This window comes from Gammaproteobacteria bacterium (genome assembly GCA_015709615.1).
Taxonomy (GTDB): Bacteria; Pseudomonadota; Gammaproteobacteria; order Burkholderiales; family Nitrosomonadaceae; genus Nitrosomonas.
Genome location: CP054179.1, coordinates 2,820,853 through 2,846,283, shown reverse-complemented (window position 1 = coordinate 2,846,283; position 25,431 = coordinate 2,820,853). Strand labels below are relative to the sequence as shown.

General features: G+C 50.6%; 28 protein-coding genes. 14 read left to right on the top strand and 14 right to left on the bottom strand.

Annotated features, from left to right (window positions below; genetic code table 11):
• Positions 1-14: 14 nt before the first annotated feature.
• The 3 genes from HRU77_13575 to polX are packed head-to-tail and all read right to left on the bottom strand — an operon-like array spanning position 15 to position 2,950.
• Entirely contained in the window at positions 15-515 is a 501-nt protein-coding gene (locus HRU77_13575; GenBank protein QOJ21623.1) for a hypothetical protein, read from the bottom strand.
• 42 nt (positions 516-557) lie between these two features.
• Positions 558-1,202 carry a phosphoribosyltransferase gene (locus tag HRU77_13570; GenBank protein QOJ21622.1) on the bottom strand — a complete coding sequence of 215 codons (645 nt, stop codon included), beginning with the start codon at positions 1,200-1,202 and terminating at the stop codon, positions 558-560.
• Positions 1,203-1,222: 20 nt separating this feature from the next.
• Positions 1,223-2,950 carry a DNA polymerase/3'-5' exonuclease PolX gene (polX, locus tag HRU77_13565; protein ID QOJ21621.1) on the bottom strand — a complete coding sequence of 576 codons (1,728 nt, stop codon included), beginning with the start codon at positions 2,948-2,950 and terminating at the stop codon, positions 1,223-1,225.
• 129 nt (positions 2,951-3,079) lie between these two features.
• Here polX and HRU77_13560 point away from each other — a divergent pair, with 129 nt between their 5' ends.
• From HRU77_13560 to HRU77_13510, 11 genes are all read left to right on the top strand, one after another.
• Positions 3,080-3,487: an archease gene (locus HRU77_13560; GenBank protein QOJ21620.1), complete on the top strand. Its 408-nt coding sequence runs from the start codon at positions 3,080-3,082 to the stop codon at positions 3,485-3,487.
• The gene (locus HRU77_13555; protein QOJ21619.1) at positions 3,484-4,911 is read left to right on the top strand and encodes an RtcB family protein; all 1,428 of its coding nucleotides are present in this window, start codon (positions 3,484-3,486) and stop codon (positions 4,909-4,911) included. Before HRU77_13560 ends, HRU77_13555 begins: the two co-directional genes overlap by 4 nt.
• Positions 4,912-4,954: 43 nt before the next feature.
• Positions 4,955-5,512, top strand: coding sequence for a ribosome-associated translation inhibitor RaiA (gene raiA, locus HRU77_13550; protein QOJ21618.1), 558 nt, complete (start codon positions 4,955-4,957; stop codon positions 5,510-5,512).
• Between the two features lie 44 nt (positions 5,513-5,556).
• Entirely contained in the window at positions 5,557-6,138 is a 582-nt protein-coding gene (locus HRU77_13545; protein ID QOJ21617.1) for a nicotinamidase, read from the top strand.
• Positions 6,135-7,493, top strand: coding sequence for a nicotinate phosphoribosyltransferase (locus HRU77_13540; GenBank protein QOJ21616.1), 1,359 nt, complete (start codon positions 6,135-6,137; stop codon positions 7,491-7,493). The genes HRU77_13545 and HRU77_13540 overlap by 4 nt, the downstream gene beginning before the upstream one ends.
• Positions 7,494-7,639: 146 nt before the next feature.
• Positions 7,640-8,143, top strand: coding sequence for an ATPase (locus HRU77_13535; protein QOJ21615.1), 504 nt, complete (start codon positions 7,640-7,642; stop codon positions 8,141-8,143).
• A gap of 51 nt (positions 8,144-8,194) precedes the next feature.
• Positions 8,195-8,644, top strand: a complete 450-nt coding sequence (locus HRU77_13530) for a CBS domain-containing protein (protein ID QOJ21614.1) — start codon at positions 8,195-8,197, stop codon at positions 8,642-8,644.
• Between the two features lie 153 nt (positions 8,645-8,797).
• Complete coding sequence (gene lon, locus HRU77_13525) at positions 8,798-11,170, top strand: endopeptidase La (protein ID QOJ21613.1); 2,373 nt, start codon at positions 8,798-8,800, stop codon at positions 11,168-11,170.
• Between the two features lie 471 nt (positions 11,171-11,641).
• Positions 11,642-11,998 (top strand): hypothetical protein, encoded by a 357-nt coding sequence (locus tag HRU77_13520; GenBank protein ID QOJ21612.1) that lies wholly within the window; start codon positions 11,642-11,644, stop codon positions 11,996-11,998.
• 135 nt (positions 11,999-12,133) lie between these two features.
• A complete protein-coding gene (locus HRU77_13515) occupies positions 12,134-12,424 on the top strand; it encodes a DUF2934 domain-containing protein (protein ID QOJ21611.1) in 291 nt (96 codons plus the stop codon).
• A gap of 47 nt (positions 12,425-12,471) precedes the next feature.
• Positions 12,472-12,921 carry an Hsp20/alpha crystallin family protein gene (locus HRU77_13510; GenBank protein ID QOJ21610.1) on the top strand — a complete coding sequence of 150 codons (450 nt, stop codon included), beginning with the start codon at positions 12,472-12,474 and terminating at the stop codon, positions 12,919-12,921.
• 138 nt (positions 12,922-13,059) lie between these two features.
• Here HRU77_13510 and HRU77_13505 read toward each other — a convergent pair whose 3' ends face one another.
• Entirely contained in the window at positions 13,060-13,425 is a 366-nt protein-coding gene (locus HRU77_13505) for a hypothetical protein (GenBank protein QOJ22186.1), read from the bottom strand.
• A gap of 257 nt (positions 13,426-13,682) precedes the next feature.
• On the opposite strand from HRU77_13505, the gene HRU77_13500 reads away from it, so the two are divergent.
• Positions 13,683-13,979, top strand: coding sequence for a hypothetical protein (locus HRU77_13500; GenBank protein ID QOJ21609.1), 297 nt, complete (start codon positions 13,683-13,685; stop codon positions 13,977-13,979).
• 15 nt (positions 13,980-13,994) lie between these two features.
• On the opposite strand, the gene HRU77_13495 is transcribed toward HRU77_13500, so the two are convergent.
• From HRU77_13495 to HRU77_13450, 10 genes are all read right to left on the bottom strand, one after another.
• On the bottom strand, positions 13,995-14,423 hold the full coding sequence (locus HRU77_13495; protein QOJ21608.1) for a GNAT family N-acetyltransferase: 429 nt from the start codon (positions 14,421-14,423) through the stop codon (positions 13,995-13,997).
• A gap of 49 nt (positions 14,424-14,472) precedes the next feature.
• Positions 14,473-15,768, bottom strand: coding sequence for an adenylosuccinate synthase (locus HRU77_13490; protein QOJ21607.1), 1,296 nt, complete (start codon positions 15,766-15,768; stop codon positions 14,473-14,475).
• A gap of 35 nt (positions 15,769-15,803) precedes the next feature.
• Positions 15,804-16,955 (bottom strand): ATP phosphoribosyltransferase regulatory subunit, encoded by a 1,152-nt coding sequence (locus HRU77_13485; GenBank protein ID QOJ21606.1) that lies wholly within the window; start codon positions 16,953-16,955, stop codon positions 15,804-15,806.
• A 41-nt stretch (positions 16,956-16,996) separates the two neighbouring features.
• A complete protein-coding gene (locus HRU77_13480) occupies positions 16,997-17,182 on the bottom strand; it encodes a DUF2065 domain-containing protein (GenBank protein QOJ21605.1) in 186 nt (61 codons plus the stop codon).
• Between the two features lie 208 nt (positions 17,183-17,390).
• Entirely contained in the window at positions 17,391-18,266 is an 876-nt protein-coding gene (hflC, locus tag HRU77_13475; GenBank protein QOJ21604.1) for a protease modulator HflC, read from the bottom strand.
• Positions 18,267-19,445 carry an FtsH protease activity modulator HflK gene (hflK, locus tag HRU77_13470; GenBank protein ID QOJ21603.1) on the bottom strand — a complete coding sequence of 393 codons (1,179 nt, stop codon included), beginning with the start codon at positions 19,443-19,445 and terminating at the stop codon, positions 18,267-18,269. It abuts the gene before it with no gap.
• Between the two features lie 33 nt (positions 19,446-19,478).
• Positions 19,479-20,654, bottom strand: a complete 1,176-nt coding sequence (gene hflX, locus HRU77_13465; GenBank protein QOJ21602.1) for a GTPase HflX — start codon at positions 20,652-20,654, stop codon at positions 19,479-19,481.
• Positions 20,654-20,899, bottom strand: a complete 246-nt coding sequence (hfq, locus tag HRU77_13460) for an RNA chaperone Hfq (GenBank protein ID QOJ21601.1) — start codon at positions 20,897-20,899, stop codon at positions 20,654-20,656. Before hfq ends, hflX begins: the two co-directional genes overlap by 1 nt.
• A 273-nt stretch (positions 20,900-21,172) precedes the next feature.
• Entirely contained in the window at positions 21,173-22,165 is a 993-nt protein-coding gene (locus HRU77_13455; GenBank protein QOJ21600.1) for a cytochrome-c peroxidase, read from the bottom strand.
• A 145-nt stretch (positions 22,166-22,310) separates the two neighbouring features.
• Complete coding sequence (locus HRU77_13450; GenBank protein ID QOJ21599.1) at positions 22,311-22,886, bottom strand: RNA pyrophosphohydrolase; 576 nt, start codon at positions 22,884-22,886, stop codon at positions 22,311-22,313.
• A 213-nt stretch (positions 22,887-23,099) separates the two neighbouring features.
• Between HRU77_13450 and HRU77_13445 the strand changes: the two genes are divergently transcribed.
• On the top strand, positions 23,100-24,809 hold the full coding sequence (locus tag HRU77_13445) for a proline--tRNA ligase (protein QOJ21598.1): 1,710 nt from the start codon (positions 23,100-23,102) through the stop codon (positions 24,807-24,809).
• Positions 24,797-25,387 (top strand): lytic transglycosylase domain-containing protein, encoded by a 591-nt coding sequence (locus HRU77_13440; protein QOJ21597.1) that lies wholly within the window; start codon positions 24,797-24,799, stop codon positions 25,385-25,387. The genes HRU77_13445 and HRU77_13440 overlap by 13 nt, the downstream gene beginning before the upstream one ends.
• Positions 25,388-25,431 lie beyond the last annotated feature (44 nt).

Here is a 25,431-nt window from a genome sequence, read left to right as displayed (position 1 = left end):
GATCACGAACCTTTTCATTCATAGCGGATAAACAATTCCGCCAGCGCATCGGAACCGTGCCGGTCGATCAAGGATTCGATTTCGGCAAGCAGCACATCGTCTTCATCCTCGTCCAGCACGCCCGCTCCCACCAAATTCGCGGATATACCGGAGATAAGCGCATCTTTCACCATTTCAAGCGTCGCGGGTTTTTCCCGACCGGCCGCATTGATCACGGTATCAATGACGCGCGATAAGGGCTCGCTTGCCATTTCCTGCACAAAATCGATCGCCAATGCGGTTTCGCCGAATTCCTCGATCAACGCATCGAGTTCGTCCAGCAGCGACTCATTGATATCAAAATGATGCAGTTGCTCTGTTTCGGTGAATGCATCGCTCAACACAGCGGTCACAAAATCGCGGATCGTAGCCAGCGTCATATCTTCCGCGAGCGCCGACTGGTTCATCCTGCTGGCAATCAAAGCGGATAAATTAGGACTCACGCGGGTCGCAACATCAATCGGATTGCGTATCATGGCACACTCCTCATCAATAATTTTTGTCCAAAGAATATTCGATCAATCCCTCGCTTGCCGGGACGGACCGGTAAGGCAAGCGATCACTTCATCGTCGGTCACTTGCGGAAAATCCGCATAAAATTGCCCGACGGCATAAAAATTGTCAGGCGCTGACAAACATACAATACGATCCGCTTTGCCGTGCAGCTTTTGCAATGTCTCCGGCGGCGCCACAGGCACCGCGCAGATCAATTGCGCCGGTTTCTGGTTGCGCAACGCGTGCAACGCAGCAATCATGGTCGAACCGGTTGCCAAGCCGTCATCGATGACGATCACGATGCGCCCGGCGGGATCGACAGGTGCCCGCTGGGGGGTATAGCACGCGCGCCGCTGCCGGATGGTTTCCAGTTGCGCGGCAACTTCGCGCTTCACATATTCCTGATCCGCGCCCGCGCGCTCGGCGTATTCGGTCAAATACACCCAGCCAGTCTCATCGACGGAACCGATGGCGAATTCCGGATTACCGGGTGCGCGCAGTTTGCGCACCAGCACCACATCCATTTCTCCGTTCAGTTGTTGCGCAATTGCCTTGGCCATCGGCACCGCGCCGCGCGGAATGGCGAGCACCAGCGGGTTCTTGCCGTGATACTCGGACAGCGCTTGCGCCAGCTTATCGGCTGCTGCGATACGGTCAGCGAAAATCATAATGTTCTCCTCAGTGGCTATTAAGACATCGTGCGATTAATCAATTGACGCAACTCCTTCAGCGGGCGGGTATTCAACACATCGCTTTTTTCCAGCCAGCCGCGCCGCGCCTGACCGACGCCAAAACGCAAATTGGCAAAATCGTAAACGCTGTGTGCGTCGGAATTGATACTGATCAGCACGCCCTCCTCTTTGGCCATTTGGCACTGGGTATCGAGCAAATCCAGCCGTTCCGGATGTGCATTCAATTCCAGAAAGCAACCGCGTTTCCCAGCTTCCCGGATGATCTGCAGCATATCGACATCATACGGCGCGCGGCGCTGGATCAAACGCCCGGACGGATGCGCCAGCAAGGTGAAATACGGGTGCTGCATGGCGTTCAGAATGCGCTGCGTTTGTTTGGCACGGGACAGATTAAAACTGCTGTGCACCGCGCCTACCACCAAATCCAGCCGGGCCAGCACGCTATCCGGTAAATCCAGGCTGCCGTCCTCGAGAATATCGACCTCGATGCTCTTGAGCAGGATGATACCTTTCAATTCAGCGTTCAATTGATCGATTTCATCGCACTGCCGCGCCAATTGCAACGGATCGAGGCCATGTGTAAAAGCCAGTCGCCGTGAATGCTCGGTAATCGCAAGATATTCGAAACCATTGGCCAATCCCGCCTGCGCCATCTCGCGCAAGCTGTTATGACCGTCGGTTGCCTTGGTATGCGCATGCAAATCACCGCGCAAATCGCTTTGTTCCACCAGGCGCGGCAACCGCCCCTCCTTGGCAATGGCGATCTCACCGCGGTTTTCGCGCAACTCGGGGGGAATATAGCAAAGACCCACCGCGGCGTACACCGACGCCTCCGTTTCTCCCGCAATCCGCGTGCTATCGCGAAAAACACCGTATTCGTTGATTTTCAGCCCGCTCTGTTGCGCCAGGCGGCGGATTGCGATGTTATGCGCTTTGGAGCCGGTAAAATAATGCAATGCCGCACCGTAGGATTCTTCCTTGACGACGCGCAAATCGACTTGCAATCCGCAGTTCAGAATCACACTGGCGCGTGTGGGACCGGCCGACAATACTTCGATCACTTCATCGTAGGTGGTGAAACGCTGCGCCACCTGACTTGACGCCGATGCTGCCACGACAATATCCAAATCGCCCACCGTTTCCCGCATGCGCCGGTAACTGCCCGCAACCGTAACGCGCGCAACACCGGGAATAGCGGCCAAAAATTTCTCCAGTGCTTCAGCATATTGCGCCGCCACCGCCAGCTTGAAACGCTGCGCCTGATCAGCGTGCGCTTCAATCGCCTGTAGAATATTGCTTTCGGTTTTCTCGCCAAAACCCGGCAGCTCGCGGATGCGGCCGTCGCGCGCCGCACGATGCAATTGCTCGATTGTTTGCACATCGAGATCGTGATACAACGCTCTCACCCGCTTCGGGCCAAGCCCCGGAATTTTCAGCAACTCGATGATGGCAGGCGGCAGTTCGGCATGCAAGCGATCCAGCAAACTACAGTGGCCGCTACTGACAATCTCCTTGATCTTGCCCGCCAGATCGCTCCCAATGCCCGGCAATTCCATCAGGTCTTCATCCTTTTCCAGCATCCGGGATGCTTCTTGCGACAATTCGCCCACGATGCGCGCGGCATTGCGGTAAGCGCGGATACGGAACGGATTGGCGCCTTGGATTTCAAGCAAATCGGCAATTTCCTCAAAAATGGCGGCAATGTCGGCATTGTGTTTCGGCATGCAAATTCCCTCTCGCACTTCCTCGCGTTACGTACGGTAATTGATTAATCGCAACGGTTTCCCAGATTAATACATTTCTGCCAGTAAAAATACTACAATGAAACTACTTTTTCATAAAGTGATTAAAAAATGAGCTCATCGTATTTTGAACACGACGCTGACATCGGTATTATCGGCCGCGGCCTGACCGTCGAGCAATCGTTTGAAGCGGCGGCGCATGCGGTTTTCGCCATTATCACGCACATTGAAGAAGTGCAACCCGCGACAATCGTCGCCGTCGAATTCGAGGAATCCGATCCTGAGCTTGCGCTGGTGGTTTGGCTCAACCTCCTGTTAGGAAAAGCGCGCGAACTCGGCATGGTATTCAGCCATTTTTATATTCAGCGCCAAGGCAGTTATTGGCACGGCAAAGCTGCTGGAGAAAAATGGCGCGAGGAATTGGAACGCGGCGTCGAAGTCAAGGGCGCGACGCTGACCATGCTCGCGGTAAAACCAATCGGCCCGATCTGGGAATCCCGTTGCGTGGTGGACGTATGAACGTACAACAATTACATCAGCTTCATCCCTATCTCTGGACGCTACCCAAAGCATCCGGCGAAAAGCGCGCGGAAGTTCTGCTGTACGGCAGTGCGCCTTTACTCACCAGCATGGATGATAAAGTGCTGGAACAAATCGCCAATGTCGCCGCATTGCCCGGCCTGGCCGGAGCGGCGATGACGATGCCGGATGCGCATTGGGGTTACGGTTTTCCCATCGGCGGCGTGGCGGCATTCGATGCCGGGCAAGGCGGCATCATTTCAGCCGGTGGTGTGGGCTTTGACATTTCCTGCGGTATCCGCTGCCTGCGCAGCAACCTCAATCTGCACGACGCCGCCGCTCGTTTCGAACGCTTGGCCGACCGGCTATTCGCGACAATTCCCGCCGGGGTCGGCGAGGAAGGCCATATCAACCTCAATCCGCAGCAACTCGACCAGGTCCTGCTCGGCGGCGCGCAATGGGCCGTGAAGCATGGTTACGGCGATGCCGCCGATCTGGACTATGTGGAAGAAAACGGTTGCGTCGGCGGCGCGGTGCCGGGCAACGTGTCCGAGCTGGCAAAAAAACGCCAGCGCGGCGAAATGGGTACGCTCGGTTCCGGCAATCATTACCTGGAAGTGCAGGTGGTGGAGCGCATCTACGACCAGACTGCTGCACAGGCTTTCGGTTTGCACGAAAGTCAACTGATTATTTCCATTCACTGCGGCTCGCGCGGACTCGGTCATCAGATCGGTACGGATTATCTGGTAATGCTGGCGAAAGCCGCCGGCCGTCTCGGCATTCACCTGCCTGACCGTGAACTGGCCTGCGCGCCGATCAAATCGCCGGAAGGGCAGCAATACCTCGGCGCGATGAACGCCGCGATCAATTGCGCGCTGGCTAACCGGCAGATCCTCACGCATCTGACCCGGGAAACATTTACCGAAATCTATCCAAACGCCACGCTGGAAACACTATTCGACATTTCGCACAACACCTGCAAGGAAGAGCAACACGAAGTCGATGGCAAAACCCGCTGGTTGCATGTGCACCGCAAAGGCGCGACGCGCGCTTTCGCGCCCGGACATCCTAGACTGCCGGCGCGTTACCGTGACGTAGGACAACCTGTCATCATCGGCGGCAGTATGGGTACGGGCTCGTACATTCTCGCCGGCAGCAGTCACAACCGAGCCTTTGCTTCGTGCAGCCACGGCGCAGGCCGCGCCATGAGCCGCAATCAAGCGTTGAAGCAGTGGAATGGCCGGACATTGATCAACGATCTCGCGCAACAAGGCATCCTGATCCGCACCCGTTCGATGCGCGGCGCGGCGGAGGAAGCGCCCGGCGCTTACAAGGATGTCGACCAGGTGGCCGAGGTCACGGAACAAGCGGGATTGGCGCGCCGGGTGGCGTTTCTGCGCCCGAAAGTATGCATCAAAGGATAACTGTTACCGGAAATATAAACTCAATCAACCAGGAGAAATTGTCATGGAAGTCACCTTGCAAATCACCACGCGGGATATGCCCCACTCCGAAGCACTGGAAAGCCATATCCGCGAAAAAGCGGAAAAGCTAGAAAAATTTTATCCGCATATCATGAGCTGCCGCATCGTCGTCGAGCTTCCGCACAAGCATCACCATCAAGGGCGGCTGTTTGACGTGCACATCCACATGACCGTGCCGGGCGGAGATTTGGCGGTGAATCGCGTCGCCAATGAAGATGTGTACGTCGCCGTGCGCGACGCTTTCGATGCCGCCAAGCGCCAACTGGAAGATTACGCCCGCCGCCAGCGCGGCGCTACCAAGGCGCACGCCCCGGTACTGCATGGCACAGTGACACAGCTATTCAAAACGGAAGGTTACGGATTCATTGAGACTGCCGACGGAGAAGAGCTATATTTTCAGCGCGACAATCTGGCCAGTCACGATTTCGATCAATTGGCGCCCGGCGACGCAGTGCAGTTTCTCGAAGATATCGGCAGCGAAGGCTATCAGGCGAAACGGGTGAGCACCGGCAAGCATCATATCCCTGGAAGCGAAAAATGAACGTCGGATTTTAGTCATTGGCGCGCTGATGACCGGCTTATATCATGAAAATTACACCCGCAGCGGGCGATGCGCTCATCGTGATCGACATGCAGAATGATTTTCTGCCGGGCGGTAGTCTTGCGGTTGCTGGCGGCGATGACATCATTCCGCAACTGAATCGCTATCTGGCTTATTTTGCTGCGCATCGATTGCCAGTTCTTGCCACGCGCGATTGGCATCCGCCGGACCATTGCTCGTTCCAACCGCAAGGCGGTCCATGGCCGCCGCATTGTATCGCCGGATCAGACGGCGCGGCTTTCCATGCTGCTCTGGCATTGCCCGCCGCCACACATATCATCTCCAAAGCAACGGCACGGGAAAGCGACGCGTATTCCGGCTTCAGCGGCACGCAACTCGATGGCTTATTGCGGTCGCTGCATATCCGGCGCATTTTTACCGGCGGCGTTGCAACCGAATATTGCGTGTTCCATACCGTGCAGGATGCGCTGCGCCTGCAATACACCGCTTTCGTGCTGAAAGACGCCGTGCGCGCCTTCGACCGGCAGCCCGGTGACGGGCAGCGTGCATTGCGGGAAATGATGCAATTGGGCGCACAGTTCGTCCATTATCAGGAGCTTGCATGAATCCGCTATCCAGCCCGTTACTGGCCGATCTGTATCAATTCACCATGCTGCAAAGCTATCTTGAGCTAGGCATGGAAGAAACCGCCGTGTTCGAGCTGTTTGTACGCAGACTGCCGCCGGGACGCAATTTCCTCGTTGCCGCTGGGCTGGAACAAGTGCTCGAATTTCTGGAAAACTTGCGATTTTCAACGGAAGAATTGGACTGGCTTGGCACGCGCTTTCCACCGCATGTCATCCATTATCTCGCGCAATTTAAGTTTGACGGCGATGTTCATGCGATGCCGGAAGGCACCATTTTCTTTCCCAATGAGCCGATTTTTCGCATCACTGCGAAAATGCCGCAGGCGCAACTAGTCGAATCGCGCATTATCAATCTGCTGCATTTTGAAACCCTGATCGCTTCCAAAGCGGCGCGTTCGGTGCTGACAGCGCCGGACAAGCTGCTGGTCGATTTCGGCATGCGCCGCGCGCACGGCGCGGAAGCCGCATTGCTGGCTGCGCGCGCCAGTTATCTGGCGGGATTTTCCGGTACTGCAACGGTACTGGCGGCCGCGCTGTACGACATTCCGTTGTTCGGCACGATGGCGCATTCCTATATTCAGGCACATGCAGATGAAAGTGCGGCATTCGAGCATTTTTCCCGCTGCCACCCCGCTAATACGGTGCTGCTCATCGATACCTACGATACCGAAGCGGCGGCGCAAAAAGTGGTGCATTTGGCGCACAAACTGGCCGCTGAAAACATCACCGTTAAAGGTATCCGTCTAGACAGCGGTGACTTAGCGGCTCACGCCCGCAATGTTCGTGAGATACTCGATGCTGGTGGTCTGCAAAACACCGCTATTTTTGCCAGCGGCAACCTCGACGAATACAAACTGCATGCGCTATTGTCCGCGCAAGCGCCAATTGACGGCTTTGGCATCGGCACCGCGCTCGATATTTCCATCGATGCACCGGCGCTGGACTGCGCGTACAAACTGCAGGAATACGCTGGTAAACCGCGCCGCAAACATTCCGAAGGCAAGGCCACGTGGCCGGGACGAAAACAGGTTTACCGTACTTTTGACAATAACCGTCGTATTGCCGCCGATGTCATCGCATTGGAAGACGATGATCCGCAGCCGGGTGAAGCGCTGATTCAACCCGTGATGCGCGCGGGTAAGCGTCTTCATCCCAAGCTCCCACTCGCTGCATTGCGCGATCAAACGCTGAAAAATTACCGCCAACTGCCCGCCGCCATGACTGCACTTGAGCCCGCACCCGCCTATCCGGTAGCGATTTCAATCGCCTTGCAAGCGCTGGCGGATCAACTGGATCGGGATCGCATGCTGTACGAGCGGGAAACCGGGGGATAAAGCACGATGGAAACGCTTGACAAAATTATCAAAGCGCGCAAGATGAAGCCACGGCTTAAGCATAAAGCGGCAAAGCGGCGTCACCCGCAAATGCAGGTGTGGTGATTGAAATTCAAATAAAAAAGTTATTTAGAAGGAGATTTACCATGGGCACAAAAAGCACACATCCCGGTTTCCATCCGATCAACCGGCGCGATGGTATTTTTCAGGAACAAATACACGATGCGTACAAAATTTCCGGCAAACTTCCTGAGCCGACCGTATGTCCGCAATGCAGCGCGGTATTTCACAAAGGACGGTGGCAATGGCTTGGCGCAACGGCCAATGCGCATGAGCATAATTGCCCGGCCTGTCAGCGCATTCATGATCATTACCCGGCCGGTTTCCTGACTTTGCAAGGCAATTTTTTACAGGAACACCGCGACGAAATTATGCATTTGGTACAGCACTTCGAGAAAAAGGAAAAAACCGAACACCCGTTAAAGCGGATCATGGCGACCGAGGAAAAACAGGACCAGGTGTTGATTACTACTACGGACATACACCTCGCGCGCGGTATCGGTGAAGCTATTCATGAAGCGTATCAAGGAGAATTGGAGTTTCATTACAATCCGGCGGAAAACCTGTTGCGCGTGCACTGGTCGCGCTGAATCGGGAATTCAACCGTTCTTCCACTTATTTGAGAAAAAAGGAGAAAACAAATGCCTGTCGGTGAAATTTGTAATCGTGAAGTCATTGTCATCCAGCGCGATGCAACCGTTGTGGAAGCTGCCAAGCTGATGCGCCAATACCATGTCGGCGCCGTCATCGTAGTCGAAAAGCGTGACGGCCGCCAAGTTCCGGTCGGCGTTGTCACGGATCGCGATCTGGTTGTAGAAGTTGTAGCGACCGAATTGGACGAAAACGTCATTACAGTCGGCGATATCATGGCGCAGGAAGTATTTACCATCAAAGAGAGCACGGCATCGTACGAGGCCATCGAACTCATGCGTCGCAAAACCGCACGGCGTTTGCCGGTTGTCGATGAAACCGGGGAATTGGTCGGCATACTGACGCTCGACGATGCGCTGCAATTATTATCGGAAGAGCTGCTCGATCTCGCCAAGCTGGTGCGTTACGAGCAAAAAAAAGAAACACGGCACCGTCCGTAATCGCATCGTTTTCCCAGGTAACCGGCACATGATCGCCATTGCGCCGGTTACCTTGAACCATAACCAGCGCTATTCACTTGAATTCCTGGTTAAGCGCGCAAATATTCGAGGGGAGTAATACAACCCGCTTACATTCCTGGAGGATGAGCCGCTATGGAACAATCTGTCACAAGCCTGCCGTTGCCTGCCGATGTCATCGCTTTGGTGCCGATGCGCAACGTGGTGTTATTTCCGCATGTGTTAATGCCCGTCACCGTCGGTCGCGCCCGTTCAATCGCCACCATCGAGCATGCGCTGCAATCGAAGGCCCCTATCGGTATCGTGCTGCAAAAAGACGCCGCAGTGGACGAACCGGGACTGGATGCGTTATGCCGCACCGGCACGATCGCCAATATCATCCGCCATGTCACCACGGACGATAAAACGCATCATGTTATTTGTCAGGGTGTGGAGCGCTTTCAGATTGAAGAACTCGTCGAGGGCTATCCGTTCATTGCGGCCCGCATAAAACGCCTCAAGGAATCCGCGGAAGTTTCCACGCAAGCCGAAGCGCTCGCTTTGCAATTGCGCGAACGCGCCATCGAAATTCTTTCGCTGTTACCCGGCGTACCCGCCGAGCTTGCCCATTCCTTGCAGGCCACGCGCGCGCCGTCCGATCTGGCCGACATTACCGCCAGCCTGCTCGATACCGAAGTCAGCGAGAAACAAATGCTGCTGGAAACCATCGGCACCGAAGAACGGTTGCAGAAAGTGCTGCACATCCTATCGCGCCGCATCGAGGTTTTACGCCTGTCGCAGGAAATCGGCGAGCGTACCAAGGAACAGATGGAAGATCGCGAGCGTAAATTTTTGTTGCACGAACAGCTGAAAGCCATTCAGAAAGAATTGGGCGAAGACGGCGAGAACGACCAGGAAATCGCGCAACTGAGTGAAGCGATCGGCAAAGCCGGCATGCCCGGCGATATTGAAGCGCAAACGCGCAAGGAATTGCAGCGCTTGCAACGCATGCCAAGCGCCTCGAGCGAGTATTCGATGCTGCATACCTATCTGGAATGGATGACGGAATTGCCCTGGCGCTTGCCCGCAGAAACGCCCATCGATCTGAACAGCGCGCGCCGGATTCTGGAAGCGGATCACTTTGGATTGGAGCGCATCAAACAGCGCATCATCGAATTTCTCGCCGTGCAAAAACTGAAACCGCACGGGCGCGCACCGATTTTGTGTTTTGTCGGCCCGCCAGGCGTCGGCAAAACATCGCTGGGGCAAAGCATCGCGCGCGCCCTGCAGCGGTCGTTCGTGCGCGTTTCTCTCGGCGGCGTGCACGACGAAGCGGAAATGCGCGGTCACCGCCGCACCTACGTCGGCGCGATGCCGGGCAATATCGTGCAGAGCTTGCGCAAGGCGGGCGCACGCAACTGCGTCATGATGCTCGATGAAATCGACAAAATGTCCGCCAGCATCCAAGGCGATCCGTCGGCCGCGCTGCTGGAAATTCTCGATCCGGAACAAAATTCCACGTTTCGCGATAATTATCTCGGCGTGCCGTTCGACTTGAGCCGAGTGATTTTCATCGCCACGGCGAACGTCATCGACAATGTGTCGCCGCCGGTGCGCGACCGCATGGAAATCATCGATCTGCCCGGCTATACGCAAGAGGAAAAGCTGCAAATTGCGCTGCGCTATCTCGTGCAGCGCCAAAGCGAAGCGAACGGCTTGCGCGAAGAACAATGCACGCTGACACCGGCCGCGCTGGAAAACATAGTCGCCAGCTACACCCGGGAAGCCGGTGTGCGCCAGTTCGAACGGGAAATCGGCCGGGTCATGCGGCACGCGGCGTTACGCATCGCCGAAGGTCAGCAGCAGCAAGTGCGGATTGACGCAGCAGATCTGGACGCGATTCTGGGACCGGAAAAATTTGAACACGAACTGGCGCTGCATACCGATTTACCAGGCGTCGCTACTGGCCTGGCGTGGACACCCGTGGGCGGCGACATTTTGTTCATTGAAGCCACGCGCATCCACGGCAGCGGGCGGCTGATACTGACCGGACAGCTCGGCGATGTCATGAAGGAAAGCGCGCAAGCGGCGCTTACGCTGGTAAAAGCGCGCGCCAGCGATCTCAATATTCCGCCAGCATTGTTCGAGGGTATCGATGTGCATTTGCACGTGCCTGCGGGAGCGATCCCGAAAGACGGACCGAGCGCCGGTGTAGCGATGTTTATCGCGCTCGCTTCCCTGTTCACCAACCGCCCGGTGCGTCACGATGTCGCCATGACCGGTGAAATCAGTTTGCGCGGATTGGTGTTGCCGGTCGGCGGCATCAAGGAAAAAATACTGGCGGCGCAGCGCGCCGGTATCCAAACCGTGCTGCTGCCCGCACGCAACGAAAAGGATTTGCGCGATGTGCCGGAAGCAACGCGAACCGCGATGCAGTTTATTTTATTGGAAAGTGCGGATGATGCCGTGCAAGCAGCCTTAAGCCCGAGCGACAGCCGTGCTCAGACTCCGGGATTCAAGCTCGTTTAAAATTACATTACAACAAGATATGGAACGATTCTGAATTGAAATGCACAATCCAATCTATGGAAGCGCTGATTAATTCGACGAACATGATGAAGGGCTAGGCATACGAAACGCAACAACCAAGACATATCAATCAGATAGACGAGGGAGTGAGCACCGCGCAACGAAGCGATTCGCTCGTGCAGTCAATTAATCAGCGCTTCCCGATCGGATGTCATGAACTTTTAGGCATTTTGCTTAGACAAATTTAAGCCATGTGCTTATTTATTTATCCGGCCTGTCGCTTCACAATGAAAAAACAGCGGCTGGATTTAACAACAAGAATAACCAGAGAGCGGCAATTTGTCGCATTGTAGTTTCTTCCCTTCCAAGTTACAGTGAATAACCGGAAGCAAGTTTAAACGGACTTGTTATATTCTTGTCACATAAGCTTGCTATCCTGGAATTATTGCCCTACGTGAGGAGTAAATTCAAATGGTACAAGCTGAAACTCTCGAAAACCTTAACGTCAACAACCTTCTTTCCAGACAAAAAAACAATCATTCCTTTTACGAAGCGGGTCAATTGAGACGCGCTAAAATGCACGCTGCACGCCTCATCGAGTCCATCGATCACAAGAAAATGCTTACCCCGGCGCTGTACCGGTTGCTTGAGGCAAGCTTTATCCTGGAAACAACCGATAGCAAAATTCTGGCTGCACATCTAAAAAAAACCCCCGCCACCATTCGCAGCGAATTTCAAAAAATATGCGAAATTCTTGGGCAATCGCACGATACGCCAACCGATCCGCTTTTTTTTGATCACAGAAATAAAAGTGTTGTCAATATTTAAGTATATTGCTTAGTTAAAAATAAGTTTTTTCTTACTTATTTTTAAAAAAAGTTTCTTTAAGATAGTCAACCGATAGCGTTTTTTGCCAGCTCAATCTCTTGAGTTTGAAATATTCGTATAAAGGAGAACGATCAAATGCCAAGCAAAGTCAGCGAAACCGCACCCAAGAAATCGCGTACAAAATTGTCCAAAAGCGAAGAAAATATCCTCGCGCATCGCATTATCACTGCAACCAAACAACGTGCCGATCGCCAGGAAATGATCGCCACCGCAGCGTATTACCGCGCCGAGAAACGTGGCTTTAGCGGCAATGAAGCGGATGCAATCCAGGATTGGCTGGAGGCGGAAATGGAAGTTGACAGCGAGTTGAGTATGTTTGACAGCAGCGGTATAGATTTTCAATTCCTCACCCATAAAACCGAGTAATTGAGTTTTAGTGTTACCCAATAACAACTATCCAGAGAGTTGATATCATGTCAAAAATTGTTCGGCATTCTCCATTATTCGGCGATTTGGCACGCCTCGATCCTTTCATCAACATGGAAGACTGGTTCAGAGGATTCGGACTGCGCCCCTACTTCAATGAATCGGAAATTGCACCTTTGATCAAAATCGATTTGAAGGAAAACGATAAAACCTATACCGTCCGCGCGGAAATCCCTGGTGTCAATAAAGAGGATATTAAAGTCGAAGTTGACGGCAACCGGGTTTCCATCAGTGCTGAAACCAAAAAAGAAAAGGAAGAAAAAGAAGGAGAACGCGTGATTTGCCGCGAATGTTACCAAGGCTCCAGTTATCGCAGCTTCACGCTGAACAGCGCGGTTGATGAAGCAAAAACGGAAGCGAAATATAAAGACGGTATACTCGAACTGACACTTCCGAAAATAAACGGCTCAGCCGCCAAGAAAATAACCATCAAATAACCAGGATGGCACGTTCGATCGATTACAGGGCAAACGTCCCAGTTAAAAAGAAATAATCTAACTGGGGGACATAAAAATAAGAAGGCTATCCACTAAAGCATGCAAATTGGATGCGATCAAAAAAGGAAATAAATCATGCTAATCCTTTTTCACCGAACGCGGCGGTTTGCAGTAAACCCGGGATGGATATTCGGCATTGCGCTGTTTGTTCCGGATGACATCCCCCCCTTCATTGACACACACCATTACTGACTTATCCAAACTGGGAAAATATTCGTTAGAGCCGGGTTGAGCCGAAGTCGGTGGCACTTTTTCTCTAATTTTGGCGCACAACTCGGGTTCGTTTGGTTTGATCGGATCATTTTCCATCGCAGGTAGCGGACAAAGCTTGCAAGGGTCTCCGGGACACAAGCAACCTTCGCAACCAGCCAGAACCGGCAATGCAAAAGTGATCAGTCCTACACTAAAAGCAAAGATTACACTCGTTTTTAACAGCGACAGCAGCGACATTCCAACTCCTTTCATCAAAACGATTAACTCAAAAATATTTTATTCACACTTTGTTTTTCAGCATTACGAAAAACCCGGTAACCACAGGCGATCAACATGAGCACCCGCTTTTTGCTATACTGATTTTACCTTAACTTAAAACACAGTTAGGCAAAGCGAAGAAAAATTTCAACACAATGACTATGATGACGAACCTCTATCCAATGCAATCAAATTTCAACTTTCTTTTCACTTCGTTTTTACTGTTTGTTTTGATTACACCATCTGCGCACGCGGACACCATCGAGCTATTGCAGAAAAATGCCAGCGCGGCCTACGAGAAAATGATGGATGCTAAGCAGAGTGCCGACACTGCTGCAAAAGACGCCGCTTTCGCCGAGAGGAAACTAACTTCAGCCAAGCAAAAGATGGTTGAAGCCGAACGCGAAGCCGAAGCAGCTCGAAAAAAATCGGAACAGGCTAAGATTGCAGCGGAACAAGCAACCAACCGTTGGAAACAAGCCTCGGATACCTTGGCGAATGAATGGGGAAAATCGGAAGTTAAGTAAGCGGATTCAAAGCTACTACAATGACAGTGTCATTTTGACATGCGGAATACCGGCTTCCATGAATTCCTCTCCCAATACCCGGAAACCGAATTTCTCATAGAACGGAACCGCACTGGTTTGTGCATTCAATAGCGCTTTCCGTTGATGCCGTTGCGTCAACTCTTGCAGCAATTTGCGCAGCATCGCGCTACCAATACCTTGGCCGCGCCATTCTTTCAGTACCGCCATGCGACCGATATGTCCATCCGGCAGCAATCGCGCAGTCCCTACCGGTTGCCCAGCAGTATCATGCGCCAACAGATGTACACTGATCGCATCAAACTCATCCCATTCCATCGCTTCGGGTACATGCTGCTCATGAATGAATACGGCCGTCCTGATTGCCCGCAAAGCGGGTTCGGCTTCTCCCCAGTGGACAACTTGTATCAAATCGTTAAGGTGCATGAGTGATTCAAGCCATTGATACCGGTTTGAGCCGGGTAGATCCACCGCATTATTTGAACGGGTGGCGCAGCAGAATCGTGTCTTCTCTGTCCGGCCCGGTTGAGATCATATCAATCGGTGTTGCACAGACCTCTTCGAGGAGTTTCAGATAGTTTTGCGCCGCTTTGGGTAGTTGAGCGAATTCCTTGATTCCGGCGGTATTCTCCGGCCATCCGGGCATCTCTTCATAGATTGGTTCACAATTCCCGAGATCATCGGCGCCGACTGGCAAAATATCGCTTTTGCTGCCATCGCTCAGTCTGTATCCGACACCCAGATTAAGGCTTTCCACACCATCCAATACATCCAGTTTGGTAATGCACAACCCCGTCACACCGTTTATTTGGATTGACCGCTTCATGGCAACCGCGTCAAACCAGCCGCAGCGGCGCGGCCTGCCGGTTGTTGAACCAAATTCGTGGCCGCGCGTGGCGAGATGTTTGCCGACTTCATCGTCCAACTCGGTTGGGAACGGACCCGACCCAACCCGGGTGGTATAAGCTTTGGTAATGCCTAATACATAGTGCAGCATTTGCGGCCCTACCCCGCTACCGGGACCTGCGGCGCCAGCCACGCAGTTACTCGAGGTTACGTAAGGATAAGTACCGTGATCGATATCGAGCAATGCACCCTGCGCACCTTCAAACAGCAAGTTGCCGCCTTTTTTGTTCGCTTCAAACAACAAGCGCGGAACATCGGCCACCATCGGTTTAATTCTCTCGGCTTGCGCCAAAGCGTCATCGACGGTTTTCTGGAAATCGATGACCGGTGCATGAAAATAATGCTTTAGCACAAAATTGTGATAATCCAGTACCTCGCCCAATTTAGCCGCCAAACGATCGCGATGAAACAGATCCTGCAATCGAATGGCACGCCGCGCGACTTTATCTTCGTAAGCCGGCCCAATGCCGCGTCCGGTAGTGCCAATCTTCCCGGCGCCTCTCGCGGCCTCACGCGCATTATCCAGCGCAGCGTGATAGGGTAGGATCAATGGACAGGCTTCGCTAATCCGTAATCGGCCGCTGACATCGATACCATTCTGTTCCAGCATGTCAATTTCACTGAGCAACGCCTCCGGCGCAATCACCACACCGTTACCGATATAACAAATCACCGTATTGCGCAGAATGCCGGAAGGAATCAGATGCAATACGGTTTTCTTATTACCGATGACCAGTGTATGGCCCGCATTATGCCCGCCTTGAAAGCGCACCACACCTTGCGCATGATCCGTCAGCCAATCGACGATCTTGCCTTTCCCTTCATCGCCCCATTGCGTGCCAATGACGACAACATTCTTAGTCATATCTTTAAACTCTAAAAGATTCCGTTTTAAAAAAATCAGATTTCTTTGACAATCCACTGCCCGTCATGAAACACCAATTGCCGATCGCAATCCAACGGATTGCCCTTTTGTTCAGGAAACTTCATCACAACGATTTGTCCCGATTCGCGCAGTTGCTCAATTTTACTTTCCAGTGCTTTATTTCTTTTCTCGTAAGGCGCACTAATCGCTTTTGGATACGATTGGGGTTTTACCATTCGGGACAATTCTCTGAGATCCATACTAAAACCGGTTGCCGGCCGCGCGCGGCCGAATGCTTTCCCAATTTCATCATAGCGCCCACCCAAGGCAACAGCATTGGAGCAACCGTTCGCATACGCGGCAAAAACCATTCCGGTATGATAATGATAGCCGCGCAAATCCGCCAAATCGAATGCAATTTTATCGATGACCGGTTTTAATTCCTCTTCAGCGATGCGCAGTTCGTTAAGCGCCGATTTTATCTCAGGATAATCAGGCAATCGGCTGGCGGCATCTGACAATATGTTTTTATCGCCATAAAGCTCCGGCAAAAGCAGCAACGCTTCGCGCGTTTGCTGCTGCAATTTTGCGCATAACTCTTTCAGAGTGGATATATCTTTTGCCTGCAATACTGCATAAAGTTCAGTTTCAAGTTCATGTGAAATACCCGCACCTTTGATTAGTCCGCGAAAAACCGCGACATGACCGAGATCCAAATGAACTTCATTCACCCCGGAGACAGATAAACACTGCAACATAAGCCGCTGGATCTCAAAGTCACTTTCCAAACCGGAATGACCGTAAAGCTCCGCACCCACTTGCAGGGGTTCCCGCGTCTTAGTGATCCCCGATGGTACGGTGTGCAGTACGCTATTGGCGTAGCACAAACGCGTAATGCCGTCAAAATTCAGCAGATGCGCATCGATTCTCGCCACTTGCGGCGTCATATCGGCACGCAATCCCATCATGCGGCCGCTCAACTGATCAATGACCTTGAGCATATGCAAATCCATATCGCTGCCACTGCCGGTCAACAACGACTCCACATACTCCAATAGGGGCGGCATTACTTGCTGATAGCCATGCACCCGCAACAAATCCATAGTTTTGCGGCGCATGCCTTCGATATGAATTGCTTCCGCAGGCAACACATCTTCAACAAACTCTGGAAGTAACCAATTGTGCATAGTTATGATCGACAAACTGTCAACGAATAAAATAAGAAGCTTCAGCTAACGATGAAAAGCACCACTAATCCTGCCAACATCGAAGTCAGACCGATAAAGCGTATCTGATTATCATTAATCTCAGTTAATCTTCTAAATGCCTCGCGCCACGTTTGCGGAGATAAAAATGGTAACATTCCCTCTAGAATTAACATCAATGCAACGGCATTAAGAAAATTTTCCCACATATATAAACAAACTCCAGTTAAATCAGGTAAGCATCCTATCTTCTACAAGCAGCAGAAAAATTAAGAGGTTCTGATGTAATCGTATATCAAGAATAAACGATTCCCAGAACCTCTTCTCATTCAAAATAATATAGTAGAGTCACATACGCTTACTTACATCATGCAATGCTGAGATTGCACATACACCTTTTCTTTTAATTCGTTGCAATTATTTACTCACTGCGGGATTCTTCAGGTACTTGAAGAAATCGGAGGTAGGCTCCAGTACCATCATGTCTCCCTTATTCTTGAATGATTGCTTATAGGCATCGACACTACGCCAGAAAGCGTAAAATTCCGAATCTTTCTGAAAGGCAGCCGCGTAAATCGCCGCTGCCTGGCTATCACCGTCACCCATCACCTTTTGGGCTTCCCGGTAGGCTTCCGCCAATATCACTTCACGCTGCCTATCGGCATCGGCTCGAATCTTTTCCGACTCAGCGGCGCCGGTAGAACGCAATTCATTGGCAACCCGCTTACGTTCGGCCTCCATCCGTCTGTAAACCGACTCGCTCACTTCCTGTGGCAGGTCTACGCGTTTCAAGCGCACATCAACCACTTCCACACCGATAGCACGAGCATCATTATCCGCTTTCTGACGCATGATCTCCATAATGACATCACGCTCGCCTGAAACCACATCGTGAACGGTACGATTACCGAATTCGTCGCGCAAACTCGCATTGATCGTTTGCGCTAAACGTGTCTGCGCCAGCGATTCATCACCACGCACACTGATGTAATATTGTTTTACATCCACGATGCGCCATTTCACAAACAGATCCACCAAAACGTTCTTTTTCTCCGAGGTGATGAATCGTTCAGGTTCTTCAGTATTCATTGTCAAAATACGTTTTTCAAAATAACGCACATTCTGAGCGATTGGAATCTTGAAATATAAGCCAGGTTCACTCTTAACATCAATGACTTCACCCAGTTGAAACAGAATAGCTTGCTGCCGCTCATCAACTATATAAATTGCTGAACTGCCCAGAAAAAAAATTGCAATAGCAATACCTGAAAATACTGATGTAAAACTTTTCATCTATCTTGCCTCCCGATCGCGACTGCGAAATGATTCCCGTGCCCGTACACTGCTTTCAGGCGGTGTTTCCTGCATCATGGGCTGCACCGTCACTGGTGTAGCCGATGGCGATCCGCTCATGTTAATCAGCTTATCCAGTGGCAAATACAATAAGTTGTTGCCATTTTTTTGATCAACAATGATCTTGCTCGTATTGGAAAGCACTTGCTGCATCATATCCAGATATAAGCGCTCGCGCGTAACATTGGGCGCCTTGCTATATTCAGCAAAAATTTTCTCAAAACGGCTGGCATCACCTTCCGCGCTTACAATCACCCGCTGTTTATAACCCTCAGATTCTTGAGTCAGCCGTGCCGCATTACCCACAGCTCTCGGAATCACATCGTTCGCATATGCCTGACCTTCATTCTTTTGCCGCTCTCTATCTTGCCCTGCTTTAACCGCGTCATCAAACGCCGCTTGAACCTGTTCAGGCGGTTGCGCATTTTGCATCGTCACTCTGCTGATCGAAATACCAATTTGATAGCGATCCAGAATCTTCTGCATTAATTGCGTTGCATTGGCTGCAACTTGCTCGCGGCCTTCATACAGTACATAGTCCATTTTACTTTTACCGATCACCTGCCGGATGGCGGTTTCCGCCGCTTGCAAAACAGCTTCGTCAGGGTTTCTATTTTTAAACAGAAAATTTTCCGGATTATTCAATATGTATTGCACAGCAAACTGAATATCGATGATATTTTCATCATCAGTCAACATTAACGATTCCCGCAAAACTTTACTTCTTACATTGTTACGGTAGCCAATCTCAACCGTGCGCACTTGACTAACATTCACCAATTCCACCTTCTCAATTGGATAAGGCATGTGCCAGCGCAAGCCCGCCGGCGAAGTGTCGACATATTGACCAAACCGCAATACCACACCTCTATGCCCTTCATCCACGATATAAAAGCCGCTTGCCAGCCATACCACCGCAAGCAAGCCGAGAATCATGACAACACTACCGCCACTTTTTGGCTTGGGGCTTTGTGTGTGCGAGCCGTCATCGCCTCCGCCACTTTTTTTCTGCCCGAAAATATTGTTGATTTTCTTATTGACATTACGAAACACATCATCCAGATCCGGTGGACCCGATTCACCTTTATTTTTTCCCCACTGTGGATCATTTAATCCCATAATAATTCCTGTCTTGTTCGTTCAAAAAAATTCCTATACCGGAGCACAATCACCAATTATTTTCGGAATATCTGTAGACTCTTCATTCAGTTTCTTCGATTTCTCTACTATTGCTTCTGTCAATGCCTGCCTTACAAACTCTATCCCTTCCCCTGTTTTTGCACTTAAACGAATGAGCGATATTCTATCATATTCGTCACGCACGCAACCTTTACTACCTGGCGCTAAGTCAGTCAGGTCAATCTTATTGAAGATTAAAATTTGCGGGATATCGTCAGCGCCAATTTCTTTTAGAATTTTATTCACTTCTTCAATTTGTTCATCGCGATTAGGATTACTGGCATCAACGACATGAAGCAATATATCGGCTTGCACCGTTTCTTCCAGTGTCGCGCGGAACGCTGCAACCAGTGTATGGGGTAATTCGCGAATGAATCCTACCGTATCCGAAATCACTACCGACACCCCTTCAGCAAGAAATAATTTGCGTGTCGTCGTATCCAATGTGGCAAACAATTGATCGGCGGCGTATGTTTGCGCGCGCGTCAATTGATTAAACAAGGTTGATTTCCCGGCATTGGTATAACCGACAATCGACACCGACAGCACATTGGTGCGTTGCCTTGAACGCCTCTGGATAGCACGCTGACGCTGAAGCGTTGCAAGTCTCTCTTTAAGTAATTTAACTCGCTTTCTGATCAAACGGCGGTCCGTTTCCAATTGGGTTTCACCTGGACCGCGCAAACCAATACCCCCCTTTTGTCTCTCAAGATGAGTCCAGCCGCGCACCAGGCGAGTAGCCAAATGCTCAAGCTGAGCAAGCTCAACCTGTAATTTTCCTTCGTGACTCTTCGCACGCTGCGCAAAAATATCCAGAATCAAGCTGGTACGATCTATGACATTACAATTTAAATGCAACGATAAATTACGTTGTTGCGCCGGGGATAAATCATGATTGAATATAATGATTGAAGCCTTATTCCGCGATATCAGTTGCGCAATCTCGTCGACCTTGCCACTACCGATATAGGTGGTTGGGTCCGGACGTGAACGCTTCCCTTCTACAATTGCCACAACTTGAAGTTTTGCACTGACAGCCAGCTGCTGCAATTCATGCAGACTCTCCGCATAGGCACTGCTGCCAAAATCAACGCTAACGAGTACGGCTGCATCAGCAGCACTTGATTTATCCATACCTGATTCAAACATCAGGCATCACGTGTATCCGTCGTTTCGATAGGAATAGTAACGGCCCTTGCTGGTACTACAGTGGAAATTGCATGTTTGTATACCATTTGCGTAACCGAGTTTTTTAACAGCACCACATACTGATCAAATGAATCAATTTGTCCTTGCAATTTAATACCATTCACCAAATAGATCGATACCGGAATATGCTCTTTCCGCAATATATTTAAGAATGGATCCTGTAATAACTGGCCCTTGTTACCCATAGGTAACTCCCTATTCTAATTATTTGTTCTTGGAATAGTGACTCTACTTCATTTTTTAATGCAAATCTATACTTGATTGCACTAATGCAGTAGAGCCGTCATATTAAATCAACCCAGCCTAAATCTCTCAGGCCATCGTGATACTCTGTACGCACCAGGATTAAATACTGCACAGGCATCCGGCTTATTTTCGCAACATCCAGATGCCTGCATTTCAATTCCTCGCTTTGTTTCAATAGCAAGACCGCTGATTTCCAGTATAGCGATAAGCCATTAAAACGGTGCCGGTCTTGGCGTATTATTATTAGAAGGCGGTAGAATTGGCAGCTTAAAGTTTGGCTGCTCACCTGTTAATGATTTCAAGAAAGCAACGATACTGTCAATTTCCTTCTTGTTAAAGTCACGATCTAACTGAAGCTTGCCCATCGTTTTAACAGCATCCTCCAATGTTGCAGCTGCGCCGTCATGAAAATACGGATAGGTCAATTCGATATTGCGCAAAGTTGGTACTTTGAAAACATTTAAGTCAGTATCTTTTCCGGTAACAGCTTTTCTGCCTTCTATCTTACTGGTTGTTTTATAGGGATGATAGACGCCAAATTTTTGATAAAGCGCCCCCCCGACGGCGGGACCGTTATGACATCCCGAACAACCGCTGCTTTTAAATAATTCGTAACCTTCGATTTCCTGCGGACTGAGTGCTTTTTTGTCACCTTCCAGCCACTTATCGAAGCGTGAGCCTGGGGTTACCAAGGTTTCTTCAAACGCGGCGATTGCCGTGGTTACTCGGTCAATATCAACCTGATCGGTGCCGAATGCTTTTTGGAAATGGGCACGATATTGCGGAATTGATTGCAATACTTCAACGGCAGCTTTATGGGTTGAAGCCATTTCACCCGGATTTGCAATCGGGCCGCCGGCTTGCTCTTTTAAGTCCTTAGCACGGCCATCCCAGAATTGCGCCAAATTCATGCTGGCATTCAATACCGTCGGCGCATTGATTGGCCCTTGCTGCCACGCATGACCAATCGAAGTTGGAATATTATCTGTTCCGCCCATGCTTAAGTTATGGCAAGAATTACAAGAAATGAATCCTGACTTTGACAGGCGGGGATCAAAAAATAACATCTTGCCCAGTTCAACCATATCAACATTTGCTACTTTGGCGGCTTTAATGGGCTGGATAGGTTCATTGGCTGAAACAGCCATCGAAGTGACTAGAGCGCCAATCGATAACAGTGACGCAACCAGTGTACGCATCTTCATCGGAATTCTCCCTAAGTAAATAAAAAACGGCTGTTATGGCGCAGCCGATTACGCCTGATGAAACACCCACAAATGGGAATTTGTGAAAACGCGGCAGAGCGGCTCAATCCCGCACCTTCGATTCGCAGAGCAGCTTAAAAGCCTTTCAAATTTTTGAATTATTCATTACTTCCAGCTGATTAACCAGAATATCCTTGGTTCCGTTGACCAGATTTTGATCATAACCAACCCCTATACTTTGGCAAGGATCCGTTTTTAACAAGCGCGATAACTCGGTCAGCGCCTGCTTATATACTTTGCGCTTGAATTCGACCACCGAGTCCAATTCAACCCAATACTGATTCCAGCGCCAGGCATCAAATTCGGGGTGCGTGCTGCGGCGCAACGAAACATCACTATCACGCCCGATCAAACGCAACAAATACCAAATTTGTTTCTGCCCCTTGTAATTCCCGCGCCATTCCCTCCGGATCCAGCGATCGGGAACCTCGTAACGCAACCAATCGCGTGTGCGCCCGACAATTTCTACATGATTGGGACGCAGCCCTATCTCTTCGCTGAGCTCCCTATACATAGCCTGCTCGGGACTCTCTCCCGACTTAATGCCGCCTTGCGGAAATTGCCAAGAATTTTGCTTAATACGTTTGCCCCAGAAAACCTCATTTTTTGAATTCAAGAGGATAATTCCGACATTGGGGCGATATCCATTTCGGTCAATCATACGGAATACTCACTTGACCCATCAAATGGGTGGATTTTTTCACACTTTTCCGCAGATTGAAAGTGCTCATAGAATAAAAATCCACCCCTCATAAAATTTCCGCCCGTCTAAACAAATCAAATCGTGTTTACCTTATATATGGACTTATCCCCACTTAACCAAGTATTTCAAGGTAAAATTGCCACCATTTTTTATCATTAATGGAATCACTTCATGCGCGTCTCGCAATTTTTTATTTCAACCCTCAAGGAAGCCCCTGCCGAAGCGGAACTCGTCAGCCACAAACTCATGCTGCGCGCAGGGCTCATAAAGCGTTTAGGCAGCGGATTATATACCTGGATGCCGTTAGGTCTGCGGGTATTGCGAAAAATTGAGAATATCGTGCGCGAAGAAATGAATAACAGCGGCGCCATCGAAGTTCTCATGCCGGCCATTCACCCCGCCGAATTATGGCAAGAAACCGGCCGCTGGGAAGTTTTCGGGCCGCAAATGTTAAAAATCAAGGATCGCCACGAGCACGACTTCTGTTTCGGCCCCACGCACGAAGAAATCATCACCGATATTGCACGCAAGGAAATCAAAAGCTACCGTCAGTTACCGCTGAATTTCTATCAGATTCAAACGAAATTCCGCGATGAAATCCGACCGCGTTTCGGTGTCATGCGCGCACGCGAGTTTGTCATGAAGGATGCTTATTCATTCCATACCGATGAAAACAGTCTGATGCAAACGTACCAACGCATGTATGAAACTTACAGCCGCATTTTCACCCGGCTTGGGCTGAAATTCCGTGCGGTCGCAGCCGATACCGGCGCCATCGGCGGCAGCGGTTCGCATGAATTTCATGTGTTAGCGGATTCGGGCGAAGACGCCATTGCGTTTTGCCCTGACTCGGATTACGCCGCCAATATCGAATTGGCTAAATCACGATTCACACCTCAGGAGAGGGACACTCCGGATGGCGCCATGCAAAAAATTGCCACACCCGGCAAAAAGACTTGTGTCGAGGTCGCTGACTTTTTGCGAATACCCTTGCAAAAAACTGTCAAAACCTTGGCGGTCAAAGCCAATGACCAATTATTCTTATTGCTGCTGCGCGGCGATCACCAGCTCAACGAGCTAAAAGTGAGAAAAATACCCTTTTTATCGACCTTTCAGATGGCCAATGAAGAGGATATTCTACGCGAAACAGGTACAGTACCCGGATACATCGGCCCCGTTGGTTTGCAAACTTGCGTGATTGCCGATCAGGCCGTCATGAACATGAGCAATTTCGTGTGCGGCGCAAATGAAGAAGGCTTCCACTTGACGCAAGTAAATTTCGGCCGCGATGTCAAACTGCCGGATCATGTTTTTGATATCCGCAATGTCGTCTCGGGGGACGACTCGCCGGACGGCAAAGGCAAACTGGAAATTTGCCGCGGAATTGAAGTCGGCCATATTTTCCAGTTACGCACCAAATATTCGGAAATGATGAAAGCCAATTATCTCGATGAAACAGGTCAAACTAGAAATATGGAAATGGGTTGCTATGGCATCGGCATTTCACGTATTGTCGCGGCTGCCATTGAGCAAAATCACGATGAGCACGGCATTATTTTTCCCGATGCCATTGCGCCTTTTCAGCTCGCGATCATCCCGATCGGGTTGCAGAAAAGCACGCTTGTCAAAGACGCTGTGGAGAGACTTTACAGGCAATTCATGGAAGCGCACATTGAAGTACTTTTGGACGATCGCGACGAACGCCCCGGGGTCATGTTCGCCGACATGGAATTAATCGGTATTCCTCATCGAATCGTTATTGGAGAACGGGGATTGAAACAATCAGTTGTTGAATATCAGGGGCGGAATGATCAGGCTTCTCAAGCGATACCACTGGATGAAATTTTCTCATTTATCACGACCAAGTTATGCACAAACTAATCTATCTATCAGCATTATGGCTCTTATCCGGCCTTAGCCACGCCAATAATATCCAATACGAACAGCTGACGGCCAGCACACAAACCGTCGTCTTTCACGGCATCAGCGATCAAGCTGTGTCGTACACTGAATACGCCGCCGTTGCCGACAATATCGCCTGGCTCGTCAGTATGAGCCGGCGTTTGGAAAAATACATACCCGATTCATTGGAACGGGAAGAATTTCTGCGAACCGTTTTTTATGAAGCAACGCGTGCCGGATTGGATCCGCAGATCGTGCTCAGCATTATTCAGGTAGAAAGCGGTTTTAAGAAATATGCCGTATCACACGCAGGCGCACGCGGCTATATGCAAGTTATGCCTTTCTGGGTCGGCGTCATTGGTCACCAGGATCACAATCTTTTTCACCTGCGTGTCAACCTGCGCTACGGCTGCACCATTTTGCGCCATTATCTGGATCAAGAGAAAGGTGATTATTTTCGTGCGTTGGGACGCTACAACGGCAGTCTGGGCGAAGCCGCCTATCCGCAACTGATATTCAATAAATGGCAAACGACCTGGCGTTACTCTGCTTTATAACCGGATTCATCAAACTTAAATCAATTCCGGCTGAAAAATCGACG

Bases quoted from the DNA above. Each gene is read 5' to 3' on its own strand.
- HRU77_13575 (QOJ21623.1), bottom strand. From the start codon at position 515: ATGATACGCAATCCGATTGATGTTGCGACCCGCGTGAGTCCTAATTTA.
- HRU77_13570 (QOJ21622.1), bottom strand. From the start codon at position 1,202: ATGATTTTCGCTGACCGTATCGCAGCAGCCGATAAGCTGGCGCAAGCG.
- polX (QOJ21621.1), bottom strand. From the start codon at position 2,950: ATGCCGAAACACAATGCCGACATTGCCGCCATTTTTGAGGAAATTGCC.
- HRU77_13560 (QOJ21620.1), top strand. From the start codon at position 3,080: ATGAGCTCATCGTATTTTGAACACGACGCTGACATCGGTATTATCGGC.
- HRU77_13555 (QOJ21619.1), top strand. From the start codon at position 3,484: ATGAACGTACAACAATTACATCAGCTTCATCCCTATCTCTGGACGCTA.
- raiA (QOJ21618.1), top strand. From the start codon at position 4,955: ATGGAAGTCACCTTGCAAATCACCACGCGGGATATGCCCCACTCCGAA.
- HRU77_13545 (QOJ21617.1), top strand. From the start codon at position 5,557: ATGAAAATTACACCCGCAGCGGGCGATGCGCTCATCGTGATCGACATG.
- HRU77_13540 (QOJ21616.1), top strand. From the start codon at position 6,135: ATGAATCCGCTATCCAGCCCGTTACTGGCCGATCTGTATCAATTCACC.
- HRU77_13535 (QOJ21615.1), top strand. From the start codon at position 7,640: ATGGGCACAAAAAGCACACATCCCGGTTTCCATCCGATCAACCGGCGC.
- HRU77_13530 (QOJ21614.1), top strand. From the start codon at position 8,195: ATGCCTGTCGGTGAAATTTGTAATCGTGAAGTCATTGTCATCCAGCGC.
- lon (QOJ21613.1), top strand. From the start codon at position 8,798: ATGGAACAATCTGTCACAAGCCTGCCGTTGCCTGCCGATGTCATCGCT.
- HRU77_13520 (QOJ21612.1), top strand. From the start codon at position 11,642: ATGGTACAAGCTGAAACTCTCGAAAACCTTAACGTCAACAACCTTCTT.
- HRU77_13515 (QOJ21611.1), top strand. From the start codon at position 12,134: ATGCCAAGCAAAGTCAGCGAAACCGCACCCAAGAAATCGCGTACAAAA.
- HRU77_13510 (QOJ21610.1), top strand. From the start codon at position 12,472: ATGTCAAAAATTGTTCGGCATTCTCCATTATTCGGCGATTTGGCACGC.
- HRU77_13495 (QOJ21608.1), bottom strand. From the start codon at position 14,423: ATGCACCTTAACGATTTGATACAAGTTGTCCACTGGGGAGAAGCCGAA.
- HRU77_13490 (QOJ21607.1), bottom strand. From the start codon at position 15,768: ATGACTAAGAATGTTGTCGTCATTGGCACGCAATGGGGCGATGAAGGG.
- HRU77_13485 (QOJ21606.1), bottom strand. From the start codon at position 16,955: ATGCACAATTGGTTACTTCCAGAGTTTGTTGAAGATGTGTTGCCTGCG.
- HRU77_13480 (QOJ21605.1), bottom strand. From the start codon at position 17,182: ATGTGGGAAAATTTTCTTAATGCCGTTGCATTGATGTTAATTCTAGAG.
- hflC (QOJ21604.1), bottom strand. From the start codon at position 18,266: ATGAAAAGTTTTACATCAGTATTTTCAGGTATTGCTATTGCAATTTTT.
- hflK (QOJ21603.1), bottom strand. From the start codon at position 19,445: ATGGGATTAAATGATCCACAGTGGGGAAAAAATAAAGGTGAATCGGGT.
- hflX (QOJ21602.1), bottom strand. From the start codon at position 20,654: ATGTTTGAATCAGGTATGGATAAATCAAGTGCTGCTGATGCAGCCGTA.
- hfq (QOJ21601.1), bottom strand. From the start codon at position 20,899: ATGGGTAACAAGGGCCAGTTATTACAGGATCCATTCTTAAATATATTG.
- HRU77_13455 (QOJ21600.1), bottom strand. From the start codon at position 22,165: ATGAAGATGCGTACACTGGTTGCGTCACTGTTATCGATTGGCGCTCTA.
- HRU77_13450 (QOJ21599.1), bottom strand. From the start codon at position 22,886: ATGATTGACCGAAATGGATATCGCCCCAATGTCGGAATTATCCTCTTG.
- HRU77_13445 (QOJ21598.1), top strand. From the start codon at position 23,100: ATGCGCGTCTCGCAATTTTTTATTTCAACCCTCAAGGAAGCCCCTGCC.
- HRU77_13440 (QOJ21597.1), top strand. From the start codon at position 24,797: ATGCACAAACTAATCTATCTATCAGCATTATGGCTCTTATCCGGCCTT.